This window comes from Thermogemmatispora onikobensis (genome assembly GCF_001748285.1).
Taxonomy (GTDB): Bacteria; Chloroflexota; Ktedonobacteria; order Ktedonobacterales; family Ktedonobacteraceae; genus Thermogemmatispora; species Thermogemmatispora onikobensis.
Genome location: NZ_BDGT01000015.1, coordinates 72,790 through 86,728 on the forward strand (window position 1 = coordinate 72,790; position 13,939 = coordinate 86,728).

Sequence of the window (13,939 nt, forward strand, 5' to 3'; positions counted from 1 at the left end):
TGGTCAGGCGATGACATCCATCCCGATCCCTGGGTTGCTGAAGCCTTGGAGTGCTGAGACTGAGAAGCCTCGGAAAAACTGGGCCGAGTTCGCTTCCGTCGCCCAAGAGACTCCACTATTTATCTGCTCGCCATGTCTGTCCGCTTATCTGACCCGGAGCTGGCTAACGAACTGGCTGGCTGACCAGCTCGGCTTGAAGGCTGGTATGGCCTTGTCCGTCATACGACTCGTTTTCCAAGGCGGGTGGAGCTGTTCTTTAGGGCAGATGGAGGACTGGTCGAGTGATCGTGGTAGTAGACCCTGGCTGGCAGTATCTTTCCGATCGACCGTTCTGGTTTCTCTCCACGCTAGAGGGCAGCGTGGACCGGACGGGGACAGCCAAGACGATACACACAAGCAAAGGAGGTTTTACTGCATGGCAATGCAGCACCTGCTCCCAACATTATCTACTACACCGACGTTGGCTGATCACCAAGAAGAGCAAAATGCTGTTCTTGTCGAGGAGGTCACGAAGGTCTTTACAAAGTCTCGTCCGTGGCTGCCCTGGCAGAAAGGTAAAGATGCGCGTACGGTGCGAGCGGTGGATCGGGTGAGCTTGCAGGTCAAGCGTCGCGAGATTATCGGTATTCTCGGCTCAAATGGCTCGGGCAAATCAACGCTGATCCGCATTCTATCCACACTGCTCATTCCTGATAGCGGGCGGGTCACGATCTTTGGCTACGACGTCGTGCGGGATGAGGCCATTGTGCGCCGCCTGATCAACCGCGTGAGCGTGGAGGCTTCCTTCTTCAAGAAGCTTTCGCCTATGGAGAACCTGATCTATGCGGCCCGTCTCTACAACCTGCCAGGGCGTCTGGCGCGTGAGCGGATTGTCTCCATCCTGGAACGCCTGGGGATCAGCGCCGCGCGCATTAAGCAGCCGCTGGAAGATATGTCGCGTGGCATGCAGCAGAAAGTCGCTATCGCCCGCGCTTTTCTGACGGCCCCCATACTGCTGCTCTTAGATGAGCCGACGACTGGCCTCGACCCTCGTTCAAAGCTGGATGTGCAGACCTTTGTCCGCGAGCTTCGCGAGGTGCATGATGCCACGATCTTGCTAACAACCCATGATCTGGAGGAGGCTGAGGCTCTCTGCGATCGGGTGGCGATTCTCGATCAGGGCCGTATTGTGGCACTTGGTTCGGTCGACGAGCTGAAGCTGGAAGTGATGCACCAGGTGGGGTTGTCTACCCCTGCGAGCATGCATCAGGTGTTCATGCACTATACAGCCAGTCACCGCATCACGGAAGAGGATATTCGTCGCTATGGCAGCTGGGAAAAAGCTTTTGAGGCATTTGAAGCTATGCGCGAAGAGGAGGAATAGAAAGGGCTTCTATGATGCTTACTCCTTTAATTCATCGAGGACGTGCAACCTACGCTTTCTTTGAGCGCAACTGGAACCTGTCGAAACGCTACTGGGCCTGGGAAATCGTCTGGTTGCTCTACAACATCGTCAACGCTCTCAGCGTGACCTTTATCGGGGCCGCTGCGGAGCAGATTACCGGGGCCAAGGTCAAGTTTGACACCAACTCGCTGCTACTGGTGCTCGTGATCGGTACCTCGGTCTGGTCCTATCTCAGTGTAACCTTCGACGGTGTGACCGACATTATCAATATGGAACGCTGGGAAGGAACCATCGAATATACCTTCATGGCCCCTATCTCACGCTTTACCCATATGGTCGGGAGCTGCCTTTATGCTGTAGCTCATGGACTGCTCTTTACGCTGATACAGCTGCTGGTCATTGCAGCTTTCTTCCATATCGATCTAAGTCATGCGAATTACCTGACGGCGCTCTTCTTACTGTTGCTGGGCAGCATCTCGTTTATTGGCTTTGGCATTGGCGCTGCGATTCTGCCGCTGCTCTACACAGAGAAGGGCATGCAGATGTCATTTATTGTCAAAGCCGTATTGCTGCTCGTATCGGGGGTCTACTACCCTATCTCGGTGTTGCCGGGCTGGATGCAGCCGCTGGCGCGTATTTCGCCCGCTACCTATGTGCTGGAGGGCCTACGTGAAGCGATGATGCATGGCCAGCCTCTCTGGTCGCCTGAAATCTGGAGTTGTACCTGGCCCTTGATCCTGACGGGCCTGATTAGTATACCAGCGAGTGTCTACGCTTTTAGCTTGGCGGAACGCTATGCCAAGCGAACGGGGAAGCTGAAAAGGAATGGCTAAGGCCCAGGCCCCAGGTTCTGGCTGTTCTTGTCAGAGCCAGTGGCCCGGCTGACTTGCCTGTCTGCAGAGAGTCGGGCAGACTGGGGCTGGGCCGTGAGTCCCGTGGTTTCCCCTTCCAGAGGAGGATAACGGATGGCTGTTTACTTGCGCGATCTTTCTGCGCGCGCTCCGACAGCCGCGGATCTGCCGGCTGTCAAAGAACTGTTTGCCATCTGTGCACGGGTTGAAGGGGAGCTGGAGGGTCACGAGGAAGATGGAGATCTCAGTGCAGGCTGGCAGCGGACAGATTTCCAGCTGAGCAGCGACGCATGGTTGATTCTGACACGCCAGGGGTTGGTGGTGGGCTATGGCGCAGTTTGGCCCGTCAACGGCGACGAGGCTGAGACGGCCCACAAGGGCATGGGGGCTTTCTGTGTGCGCGTTCACCCAGCCTATCGGGGAAGAGGCATCGGTACACTTTTACTGCGACTGGTCGAGCAACGGGCCCGCTCCGCCCTGGAGAACGTCGACGACAGGGCACGTGGCGGCGCCTTTCTCACGACGACGGTGGCCTATGGCAACCGATCTGCACGAGCCTTGTTGGAGCGTGAGGGCTATCAGCTGGAGAGGAGCTTTTGGCACATCGTCATTGAGAGTCAGGCGCAGGCGGCCTGGTCTGAGCGCGTGAGCTTGACGCTGAAGCTGGAGCTGGAAGAGGAGGGCGATGCTGCTTCCGCTTCCAAAAGCCCGGCCCGGCTCTTGGCGCCTGCTGGGAGAACGATGGTCCGCCACTACTGCTGCTATGAAAAGCCGCTGGTGCCTGGAGCGCTCTGTCTTGAGAAGAGAGAGGCGGGCGAAGCCTAGCGCTGCCTCTGATTAACAGCGAGGGCCAGCCTCGTTCCCTCCACTCGTCAGGGACGACACCGCACGCCGGAAGTGGGGGCTGAGACTGGCCTGCCTGATTTTTGGGGAAGCAGAGGGGGGGACAGCGTTACTTTCTTTCCGCCTCTCCCGTCCTGATGATAGAGAGCTGTTCGGGGGAACAATTTCATCAGCGAGAGAGAGGATTGTCATTGATGCCACTGCTGGCTCTTTCTCTGAGCAGTGCTTCTGATCATCAAGGATTGCGTCTATTGTTGCTGGTGCTCCTCATCATCGCAGTCATCCTGCTGATCATTGGCGGGGTCATTGCCGTTTGGACCTTACGCAGCTATCGCAAGGCTACAGCGGAGGGCCGCTATGGCCTCTCAGGCGAAGGTGAGGGTCAGATGGCGCGCTTTTAGGGGGAGAGGAAACTGGACAGGGTAGGCTGGCTGCGAGCACTACCCTAACTAAACTAACGATGCGGTGGCTTCACTCATTAAGGAAGAGGAGGCAAAGCAGGCAGGCGGCGAGGAAACTGACCACGTGTGACGACAGGGAGAGATAGGCAGGTAAATTGGCTGGAAATTAAGGGAGCGATATGGTGCGGCGATCGGCCATCCCACTTATTTTGGGAACCTTTCTCTTGCGCGTCAATACAGGTGCTGGGGGCATCGTCCTGGGGTTGTTCCTGGCTCGCCTGGCTATTCATGCAGGCCATCGCATTACGGCGATTCAGGTAGGTCTGCTGGCTGTCGTCTATTATGCTACCGAGCTAACGCTTGCGCCGCTCATGGGAGCCTTGAGCGACCGCTGGGGACGACGTCTTTTCATGATGCTGGGCCCGCTGCTGGGCGTCTTGGTGATGCTACTGGTACCGCTGACGCCGGCGGCCTCGCCGTTGCCTTTCTTGCTGACCTTGCAGGTACTTTCGGGCCTGGCGACGGCCATGATCACGCCGGCAGTTCTGGGCTACTTGGCCGATTTGACCAGGCGCAATGAGCAGGGACGCATGCGTGTCATGGGCTTCTATGAGCTGGCAACCAGTGGAGGGATCGCCGCGGGTGTCGTTGTCGGCGGCTTTGCCTGGGATCGCTTTGGTCCCTGGGCTTTTGCTCTCTTAGCCCTCTTCTATGCCCTGGTGACGCTCTGCATGTTCCTGGCTCCTCGTGTGATCCAGGTCACTGAGCACACTGGCCCGGCGTTGCTGATGAGGCGCTATCTGGCGATCTTACACAAGCCACGTCTCTTTATCTTTATTCCGGCCTGGATCTGCATTAGTGCTCTGCTGGGTATCTGGGTCAGCTCACAGCTGCCTTTCTTACTCTCCCGTCCTGGACGCATGGGCGATCAGCTCCTGATGGGGATCATGAGCGGGCCTGGAGGGGGTGGTCGACTGAGCCTGGTGCTGGGGAGCTATGTCCTCTTCTTCGGTCTCTCGCTGCTCTTCTGGGCCTGTTTTCTGGCCCATCTGCCCCGCCTGGTGATGATGCTCACTTCCGTGGCCGGCCTCTATCTGGGGGTGATGGCCCTCTGGGGCATGAATCACCGCCTCGGAGGTGATCTGGCCCCCGGAATCTGGATTCCCGTGCTGTTACTGGGAATCTTCGCTGAAAGCAGCTTCGCCCCTTCGGCCCTGGCTTACCTGGCCGATCTGACTGAAGAGAGCGCAATGGACCGCGGCCTGCTGATGGGTCTCTATTCTGTCTTCCTTGGTCTGGGCCAGTTGCTAGGCAATGGTCTGGCCGGTCTCTTCGCCCATCATCTCGGCTTTGATGGCCTGATCTGCCTGACGGCCATCCTTGGCCTGGTTGCGCTCCTCTCACTGCTGACGCTCCGCCAGCTTGAACAGCATTACGCAACAAAGGCCAAAGAGGCTGGCAAAGCCTCAGTGACTGAGCGCTCGCGCATCGCTTCTTTTTAGGTAGAGTCCAGGGAGCGGGCTGGGAAACTGGCCAGCGCGCTCACCGCTTGTGCTTTACTCCTCGCGTGGGAAGATATAGAATGTGCTCAAGACCCGGGCCACCGCACGCGGTTCCTGCCTCTCTTGGCTCAGGTGATAGACTGTAGCCTCCAGTACTGCCGTAGTTCGACCCTGATGGATGATTGCGGCCTCTGCCAGCAATTGGCCGTCGTGGCCAGCGCGTACGGCGCGCAGATAGTTAATCTTGGCCTCGATGGTCCCGGTGCGGGTTCCTGGTGGATAGGAGGCCAGAAGAGCCATAGCCATAGCTGTATCGGCCAAGGAAAAGATCACGCCGCCGTGCACCAGTCCCTGGGGATGCATCAGCCGTGGATGAACTGTCAGGCGAACTCGCCCAAGCCCTGGCTCCGCTGCCTCTATGTGCATGCCCAGAAGCTGACCGAAGCCTGAGTGCTGGTTGACCTGCTCTGCGATCTGAAGAGTCTCTTCTGTTGGCTTTTCCTGATCCATGAGCGACTTTTTCCTCTATTATGTCGGCAAGTGAGATAGTGATCAAGTTATGGTTTCCCCGCTTATAGGTCTGGAGTGGAGCAGTAGCTGCATCGGCATCAGCGGCGACGCAAGGCGCGCTCCATCTCGCGACGGGCATCGCGCTCAGCGATAGCCTCTCGCTTGTCGTAGAGCTTGCGCCCGCGGCAGAGGCCCAGCTCAACCTTGGCGAGGCCGCCTTTGAGGTAGAGCTTCAGAGGGATGAGAGTCATTCCTTTCTGGCTGACCTTGCCGAGAAGCTGGTTGATCTCGCGGCGGTGCAGCAGCAACTTGCGAGGGCGCAGCGGATCATGATTGTAGATATTTCCATGCTCGTAGGGGGCGATATGCATATGTTCCAGCCACAGCTCGCCGTTTCTGCTGATAGCGTAGGCGCCGCGTAGATTGACCTTGCCAGCGCGAATCGACTTAATCTCGGTGCCGGCCAGAGCGATCCCGGCCTCTACCGTGCGCTCCACATCGTAGTCATGGTAGGCCTGGCGATTGACAGTGATCACTTGAATCGGCTTGCCATCGCCCTGCGTCGGCTTTTTAGTTGTCGCCTGCCTTGCCAACTGCTTCGTCATAGGACCTCCTCCGAGTGCCAGCTCCCCTTGACACACTGACAAAAGCTGTCTACTAGTATAACAGCAATGTCGTTAGGAACATCTTCACAGCGACCCCGCATGGAGAAGAATGCGGAGTGAGGGGCGAGCGGCTCGGCAGCCCTGACTGAGCCGTCAGATCTGGCAGCACAGCCAGTCTGCCAGGCATAGCCCCCAGGTGAGGAAGAGTATACATGCAGAAACCGAGAAGGTCAATTTTTTATGCGCTGGGCCAGGCGACCGTTCGGGCACGGTGGCTGATCCTTCTGCTCTGGATGCTCCTGGCCCTCGTTGCCCTACCTTTTGCGCCGCAGGCCGGCCAGGTCTTGCAGCCGGGAGGATTGCTCAGTCCTGATGCTGAGTCGCAGCGAGCGCTTGATCTGCTCACCAGCAAGCTTCATCTCAATCCGACGGTTGTCCAGGTAATTTTCATCAGCCAGCGCTATCGGGCGGACAGCCCGCAATTTATCCAGCAGATGCAGCAAGCGCTCGCCGAGGTGCGGAGCTGGTCTCAAGTAGCAGGAGTCGTCACCTATCTAGACAATCCACGTCAGATCTCGCTCGACCGTCACGGTGTCTATGCCAATGTCATGCTCAAGAGCGATCCTGACAGCGCGCCGCGTCTCTTGCCTGAGCTGGAGCGAAGGTTGCGCCCGCAGCCAGACCTGGAGATTCACGTTGGCGGCAGCCCTGTCTTCTATGAGGATATTCAGTTTGTCAGCGAGCGAGATCTGCGACGAGCTGAGCTGCTGGCCTTTCCGTTTGCCCTCATTGCCCTGCTCCTGGTCTTTCGCTCTGTCATTGCCGCGCTTTTGCCCACCATCATCGGTGGTGGGGCGGTTATCGTGGCGCTGGCCACTATCTTTGGTCTGGGGCATCTCACCCCTCTATCGATCTTCGTCCTGAACATCACTACCCTGTTCGGCCTCGGTCTGGGAGTTGACTACTCCCTCTTCATGGTCAGCCGCTTCCGTGAAGAATTAGCGCGCGGTCGCACGCCGGGCGAGGCCGTGGCCGTCACTGTGGCCACCGCTGGGCGGGCTGTGACCTTCTCTGGTTTTACCGTCTCGATTGGCCTCTTCGGGCTGACGTTCTTCCGCATCAACATGCTCCGCTCGGTTGGTCTGGGTGGCATGCTGGTCGTTATGCTCTGCGTTGTAGCGGCTCTGACCCTGCTGCCGGCCATGTTGGCCATTCTAGGAACGCGCGTCAACGCCCTGCCTGTGCGCCTTTCCTGGCTATGGCGCTGGTGGCGTCAACGGCGGGCCGCGCAGGCGAGTGCAGAGACAGAAGAAGAAGAAGTAACTCTGGCTGGCGCGCGCAGCGCCCTCATTCAGCCACACCAGGGATTTTGGTATCGGCTATCACATCTGGTCATGCGCTATCCGCTGCGCTTCTTCTTCCCGGTCTTACTACTGCTCGTGGCCCTGGGCTTGCCCTTCCTGGCGGTTCGCTTTTCGGCGCCGGGGGCCTCGATCCTTCCTCAAGATGTCCCTTCACGCGCCTCCTACGACCTCTTGACCTCGCGTTTCAACGCGCGCGAGACGACGCCCATTCTGCTGGCTGTGCAGATGCAGGGCAACGTCCTGACGCCCAACAATATTGCCCTGCTCTATCGCTACGTCCAGCGCCTTGAGGCTGATCCGCGCGTGGCCCGTGTCGACAGCATCGTGAGCGCCGACCCACGTCTGACCTTACAGGAATATGAGCTGCTCTACACACACCCGCGGCTCATTGCTGATCCCTATGTGGCCGGTCTGCTCAAATCCTCGGTCGCGGGCAACCTGGCGCTGGTGACGGTCATCAGTAAGTATGACATGCTCTCGGAGCAGTCAGAGGAGTTGGTAGTAACTATTCGCAACACGCCGCCGGGGCCGGGTATGCATGTACTTGTCGCCGGGGGGAGCGCCAGCAACATCGATTACGTCGAGGCTCTCTACGGAGACTTTCCAAAGGCGGCGCTCATTGTGGCAGGCATCACCTATGTCGTGCTCCTGCTGCTCTTCCGCTCGGTGCTGCTGCCGCTCAAGGCCATCCTCATGAATACGCTTTCCATCCTGGCCAGCTATGGCGCCCTGGTCGTCATCTTCCAGGAGGGTTTCTTGCATCAGCTGCTCGGCTTCACGCCTCTCGGCTTCGTGGAAGCCTCCAGTCCCATTCTGCTCTTCTGCTCGCTCTTCGGCCTCTCGATGGATTACGAGGTCTTTCTGCTCTCCCGCGTGCAAGAAGCCTACTGGGAGAGCGGCGATAATACCCAGGCCGTAGCTCTTGGCCTGCAGCGCAGCGGAGGAATCATCACCAGTGCCGCGGCGATCGTCGTAGTGGTAAGCGCCTGCTTTGCTACCGCTGACATGATCCTCGTGAAGGCGCTCGGTCTGGGCATGGCCCTGGCCGTCATCAGCGATGCCACGCTCGTTCGAGGTCTGCTCGTGCCAGCAACCATGCGGCTTTTGGGTAATCTCAACTGGTGGCTACCGTTTGTCGGGGTCCAACGCCGGCCTACACTCCTGGCAGAAGAGGAGGCGGACCGCCGCCAGGCCAGGAGCGAGGGAGGCGCAGTAGTGAGCAGTGAGGAAGAGCGACACCCTTCTCCCCCGTCCCAGCAAGGAGGAAGGTTATGAGCACGCGGCCTCAGCGAGACTACCGTCCTGGGAAGCTGCTCTGTCTAGTGCTGGCGCTGCTGGCAGGGCTCAGTGGCTTGAGTGCCTGCGCCTTTCCGGGCATTCCTGCAACATCAGCGCAGCTGCCCGTGGTGCCGGCCGCAACGCAAGCGACGCCCTTGCCTCCCATTCGCCTGCCCCAGGATGAGGCACCGCATCAGGATCTCACCGAGTGGTGGTATTACACTGGTCATCTCCAGGCTCGCGCCAGCGACGGGAGTCTCCGGCGCTATGGCTTCGAACTGGTCTTTTTTCAGGTATTGCGCAGCGACCTGCCACCTGTCTATGCAGCTCACTTCGCCATTAGCGACATCAGCCGTGGCCAGTTCCACTTTGTCCAGCAGCGCGTCCTCCAGCTCGAACCCACCTCGGCGGGAGCGACCAGCCAGGGAGGCTTTCAGCTCCAGGTCGGCCCCTGGCGCCTGCAGGGCCGTAATGGGCAGGATCAGCTGGCGGCGGTCATGCCGGACTATGCCCTGCAGCTGCAGCTCCAGGCGCTCAAGCCGGTCGTCTTGCATAATGGCAACGGCCTGATCACCTATGGTCTGGCAGGCTTCTCCTACTATTACTCGCGCACCCGCCTGGCTGCCAGTGGCCTCCTGATTGATCACGGCCAGAGGCTGACTGTCACCGGCCTGGCCTGGATGGACCACCAGTGGGGCAACTTCCTCACTCTGGCTGGCAGCGGCTGGGATTGGTTCAGCCTGCAGCTCAATGATAACAGCGAGCTGATGCTCTATCTGATCCGCGATGCCAGCAAGCAGGTCATCTCTACCTATGTGAGCTTCATTGATGCTGCCGGGCAGGACCATCTCTTACCGGCCAGTGCTCTGCACGTGCAAACCCTGGCAACCTGGCTGAGCCCGGCAACCCATGCGCGCTACCCTTCTGGCTGGCAGATCACCATTCGCGATGCCCGCTTCTCTGCCCGGCTCATTCTTCAGCCGGAGCTGAAAGATCAAGAGCTGGTCACCTACCAATCGACCGGCAACGCCTACTGGGAAGGGGCCGTGAGCATTGCAGGGCAGAGCGATGGCCATCCTGTCAACGGGGAAGGATATGTTGAACTGACTGGCTATGCCCCTGCGTAATCCTTAACATCAAGACCTGAAGTGGAGAGAGGGAGGAACTGCCCCTACCCCGGAGAGCTGGCCCTCCCTCTCAAGACTTGTCGCCTGGCGCAGAATAGAGTAGACTGCTGCGGAGGGCCGGGGTTGGAAAGGACGCCCTGCTCAAAAGACCGTTCGGTTGGCTTGGGTGCGGCCCTGGTAGTACCTTCGGGCCAGAGCGAGCCAGATCTGCAGCTTACCAGAAACAGAACAAGGCGATGAATGCGGATGAATTTGCCGACTACTTGGGTCATCCTTTTGTGTTATACTGCTGATGATTGTGTAGAGAAAAAACTCCAGGCTGACTGTTCAAGAGGTGGTAGCCCGGTTCATTGTTGGGGGGAACAATGAAGGCAGGGACGCGCGTCTCCACGCTGGATGAATCTGCGATCGTCGAGCGTGTTGTTCGCATCATTTCGAGCGTCCGCGGCTCGAAACCCGACTATACCAGGCTTGCGGCAGAGCTGGCGCCGACCATCCCATTTGACGTTTTTGGCGTAGTCCTTCTAAGGCATGACCGACAAGCGGTGCGCGTAACGGTCTGCTGGCGGGGGGAGGGCGATGCCTGGCAAGCGCGCTACCATCAGCATCCGCTGCCCGAATCGCGGGCAGAGCAGGTGCTGAGACACCCCATTATGCTCGTCGAGAACTATCCGCAGGGAGCAGATGGGCCACCGGCGAAAGTCGGGGATGCTCTTAGCGGCCATCCCCAGTTGCGCTCGGCTGCCATTGTACCATTGGTCGTCGAAGATCGGGTGTTGGGCACCCTGGAGCTGGGGAGCTGTCAGCAGGGCACCTATGATGATCCCTCGCTCTGCCGCCTGTTAGAGGCGGTTGGGCGCGTCTTAGCGGCAGCTATCGAGGGTGTGCAGGTAGGTGGCAGTGCCCAGATTCAGGACCGGCAGCGGGAAGCGCTCAAGGCCGTCTCCAGTGCCCTGGCTTCGACGATGGATCTGGCCACCATCTTTCAGCGCATCGTCAGCGGCGTTGCCGAAGCGCTGCGCGTCTGGTCGGCGATCGTCACCATCGACCGCCGGGGCCAGCGAGGGGGCTTGCGCCTGGAAGCGCAGGCGGGTCTGGAGGCCCAAACCCTCGCGCGGATTATCGAGAGCGGGCAGGCCCTCAGCGAGCAGTGTATCATTGGCTACAGCCTGCTTCATCGCCAGCCACAATTTTCCAATGACATCGGCAGTGACCTGCGCTTCCCGGCCAGCCAGCCCCTCTATAGCCAGCTCAAGATTCGCTCTATCTTTGTTCACCCGCTGGTTACTGACTCCACCGTGTACGGGGCCTTACTGCTCTGCTCTGAAGAAGCGGGTGGATTTACACCGCTCAAAGTAGACATTCTCTCACTCTTTGCGAGCCAGGCCACCATTGCCATTCACAACGGCATGCTGCTCGAAGCGGTGCGCCGGCAGCAGCGTTTTCGGGAGATCATCACGCGACTCGAAACGACCCAGAGGCAGTGGAACGAAGAAACGGAGGAGCGTCTACTGGAGCAGGTGCGCAGCGAATGCGAGCGGACCTTTGGCATCAGCTTCATCAGTCTGTTGCGCTTCATTGCCGACTACCTGCTGGCCTGTCCTGAGCAGAATCTGCAGGCCCTCGTAAACGCTGTGCATCGACGTGGCCAGGTTGTTGGGGCCTCTTCCCCGATGCTGTCTGATGAACAGAGGATAGAGACGGCAGGTACGGAAGGGGTTGCTCAGGCGCAAGATCCCAGCGCTGCCCTGCTCACGCGCAGCGCTGAAGAAGCGCTTGAACGTGCCAGCATTCTGAGCGAGCTGAGCCGCCTGGTCCAACTCCATGAGCATCTGCCGGGCCATCTTACCGACGCCTGGTTTGCTGTTGATCTCAGTGGGCGCTGCATCTACATGAATCCAGCCGCGGAGAGCCTGTGCGGTGTCCGTCTGCAAGCTGGAGACAGCCGGCAGCTCGCTGAAATGTTTGCAACCCTCCTCGCTCTTGCACGCAATCGTGAGCAGCTAGAGCAATACCTTGGCCAATTTACCCAGGAACAGGCGCGGGCCTGGGAGCTGCGTTGTGCCTTTGCCAGCGAGCCTCCCCAAGAGGAAGCGACCAACAGAGCGGTGGGCAGCGATGAGAGCGAGCGGCATGAGCGGCGGGGGGGGGCCAGTCAGGACAACACAAGCCTCGATCGCTACTATCTCTTCACCCGCCATCCTGTCAGAGACCAGCACGGCCAGCTCAAAGCCTATGCGCTTCAGGCCCACGATATCACCGAGCAAGTGCGCGACGAAAAGAACAAATTAGCCCTGCTCTCCTCGGTCTCCCATGATCTGCGCACGCCTCTCACATCCATCAAAGCGGCCATCACCGGGCTGCTGGAGCCAGGCATTGTCTGGGATGAAGAGACGAGGCGCGAGATTCTGAGCGAAGTCGATAGCGAGACCGATCATCTGACCGTGCTCATCAATGCTCTGATTGAGATGTCGCGCATTGAGATGGGGGCGCTGACCCTTGAGAAAGAATGGTGCGACATGAACGAGCTGCTCAACAGCGCCCTGCAACGCTTAGAGCGCAGTCTGGGAAGAAAGCCCAACATCTGCCTCTACCTGCAGCCGCCCTTGCCGCTCCTCGTCCACGTCGACTACGCACAGATGGAGCGCGTCTTTTATAATCTTTTGGAGAATGCCCTGCGTCATAACGGACTGCATGAGGAGATCCCGGTCGAACTAGAGATCGTGGACGGCGTCCTGCGCGGTCGCATCCTCGCTCGCGGCTACCAGTTACCGGAAGGAGAGCGTGAGCGTATTTTCAGAACCTTTTATAGTGTTGATCCCCAGGGGAATGGTCTCAGTCTGGCCATCTGTCGAGGTGTCATCGAGGCGCACGGAGGGCGGATCTGGATAGAGTCGTCCCCTGGAGGAGGAGCTGCCTTTGTCTTCGCCCTACCAGTCTACTCCTGTGGTCCCGGTCCCGGCCCGGCCCACAGCCTGCCTTCGCCCGCTGGACGGTTGTCGGAGGAACAAGAATGAGATCCCGAGGCAAGCGCATCTTAGTTGTCGATGACGAACTCTCAATTCAGCGTATTTTGCGCAGAAACCTGCTCATGAGCGGCTATGAGGTGTTGGTGGCTGACAACGGAGAAGAAGCGCTCAGAGCGGTGCGTCAGCACGAGCCCGACCTGATCCTGCTTGATCTCTGCCTGCCGGGGAGCATTGACGGTCTGGAAGTTTGTGAACAAGTGCGCCGCCAGAGCCAGGTGCCTATCATTGTCCTCTCAGCCAGGACCGAAGAGAAGCAGAAAGTGCGGGCCCTGGATCTGGGGGCAGACGATTATCTGACCAAACCCTTTAGTAACGCCGAACTGTTAGCGCGCGTGCGAGCCTGCCTGCGCCGTGCCGCCAGCGGTGGAGGGAGCAGGCAACAAGAAGAAGCGCAAGTATTGCGCAGCAGCGATGGCTATTTGCTGATGGACGTCGAGCGCCGTTACGTGCGGGCAGGCGATCGTGAGGTCCGTCTCACTCCCACAGAATTCGAGCTGTTGCGACAGCTCATGCTACACGCCGGCAAAGTCCTGACCCATCGCACCCTGCTGCGAGCGGTATGGGGGCCTGAGTACGGAGAAGAGGCGGACTATCTGCGCGTCTATGTGCGGCAACTGCGGCGTAAAGTCGAGCAAGAACCCTCACGCCCGCGCTATATCCTCACCGAGCCAGGGGTTGGCTATGTGTTTCAGGCAGATGGGCGGCGCGATCAGCAGCCGACCGCCGCCTCTAGTGTGAGCAATGTCGCCCCGGCAGAGGAATAATTAATGAGATTTTAATGCTAACAAGGCCGTTCTTTATGGCGAATTGAGCCGGCTTGCTGTACACTGTTATTCGGAAGAATGGGAGTTCTTTACTATATTACCGGTATTTCTTGACAGAGGCAAAGCGAGCAGGCATGCTATGGCTAGAGCGATGGTGCGGCCAAGGCCGCTCAAAGTCCTCATTATGGGGCAGCAGGAAAGCCTGAACACCATCTTAGAAAGGCATCTAAGCCAGCGTGGCTATGAAGTCCGAGTCCTGCTGCGTGGGGGAGAGATAGACC

Annotated in this window: 11 protein-coding genes; 9 read left to right on the forward strand and 2 right to left on the reverse strand. The window is 58.9% G+C overall.

Annotated features, from left to right (window positions below):
- Window positions 1–421 precede the first annotated feature (421 nt).
- The 5 genes from BGC09_RS08880 to BGC09_RS08900 all read left to right on the forward strand — a co-directional run bounded on the left by BGC09_RS08880 (window position 422) and on the right by BGC09_RS08900 (window position 4,981).
- Window positions 422–1,363, forward strand: coding sequence for an ABC transporter ATP-binding protein (locus BGC09_RS08880; protein WP_069803525.1), 942 nt, complete (start codon window positions 422–424; stop codon window positions 1,361–1,363).
- An 11-nt stretch (window positions 1,364–1,374) separates the two neighbouring features.
- The gene (locus tag BGC09_RS08885) at window positions 1,375–2,217 is read left to right on the forward strand and encodes an ABC transporter permease (protein WP_069803526.1); all 843 of its coding nucleotides are present in this window, start codon (window positions 1,375–1,377) and stop codon (window positions 2,215–2,217) included.
- 132 nt (window positions 2,218–2,349) lie between these two features.
- Window positions 2,350–3,060, forward strand: coding sequence for a GNAT family N-acetyltransferase (locus BGC09_RS08890; protein ID WP_069803527.1), 711 nt, complete (start codon window positions 2,350–2,352; stop codon window positions 3,058–3,060).
- Between the two features lie 212 nt (window positions 3,061–3,272).
- On the forward strand, window positions 3,273–3,479 hold the full coding sequence (locus BGC09_RS08895; protein ID WP_069803528.1) for a hypothetical protein: 207 nt from the start codon (window positions 3,273–3,275) through the stop codon (window positions 3,477–3,479).
- A 179-nt stretch (window positions 3,480–3,658) separates the two neighbouring features.
- A complete protein-coding gene (locus BGC09_RS08900) occupies window positions 3,659–4,981 on the forward strand; it encodes an MFS transporter (protein ID WP_069803529.1) in 1,323 nt (440 codons plus the stop codon).
- Between the two features lie 54 nt (window positions 4,982–5,035).
- Here the strand turns inward: BGC09_RS08900 and BGC09_RS08905 are convergent, their stop codons facing one another.
- Together BGC09_RS08905 and smpB are read right to left on the reverse strand one after the other, a co-directional pair.
- Window positions 5,036–5,491, reverse strand: a complete 456-nt coding sequence (locus tag BGC09_RS08905) for a PaaI family thioesterase (protein ID WP_069803530.1) — start codon at window positions 5,489–5,491, stop codon at window positions 5,036–5,038.
- Window positions 5,492–5,589: 98 nt separating this feature from the next.
- Window positions 5,590–6,096, reverse strand: coding sequence for an SsrA-binding protein SmpB (smpB, locus tag BGC09_RS08910; RefSeq protein ID WP_069803531.1), 507 nt, complete (start codon window positions 6,094–6,096; stop codon window positions 5,590–5,592).
- 212 nt (window positions 6,097–6,308) lie between these two features.
- Here smpB and BGC09_RS08915 point away from each other — a divergent pair, with 212 nt between their 5' ends.
- The 4 genes from BGC09_RS08915 to BGC09_RS08930 all read left to right on the forward strand — a co-directional run bounded on the left by BGC09_RS08915 (window position 6,309) and on the right by BGC09_RS08930 (window position 13,658).
- A complete protein-coding gene (locus BGC09_RS08915; RefSeq protein ID WP_069803532.1) occupies window positions 6,309–8,735 on the forward strand; it encodes an MMPL family transporter in 2,427 nt (808 codons plus the stop codon).
- On the forward strand, window positions 8,732–9,865 hold the full coding sequence (locus BGC09_RS08920; protein ID WP_069803533.1) for a lipocalin-like domain-containing protein: 1,134 nt from the start codon (window positions 8,732–8,734) through the stop codon (window positions 9,863–9,865). The genes BGC09_RS08915 and BGC09_RS08920 overlap by 4 nt, the downstream gene beginning before the upstream one ends.
- 365 nt (window positions 9,866–10,230) lie before the next feature.
- Complete coding sequence (locus BGC09_RS08925; RefSeq protein ID WP_069803534.1) at window positions 10,231–12,882, forward strand: sensor histidine kinase; 2,652 nt, start codon at window positions 10,231–10,233, stop codon at window positions 12,880–12,882.
- Window positions 12,879–13,658 carry a response regulator transcription factor gene (locus BGC09_RS08930; protein WP_069803535.1) on the forward strand — a complete coding sequence of 260 codons (780 nt, stop codon included), beginning with the start codon at window positions 12,879–12,881 and terminating at the stop codon, window positions 13,656–13,658. Before BGC09_RS08925 ends, BGC09_RS08930 begins: the two co-directional genes overlap by 4 nt.
- Window positions 13,659–13,939: the final 281 nt, after the last annotated feature.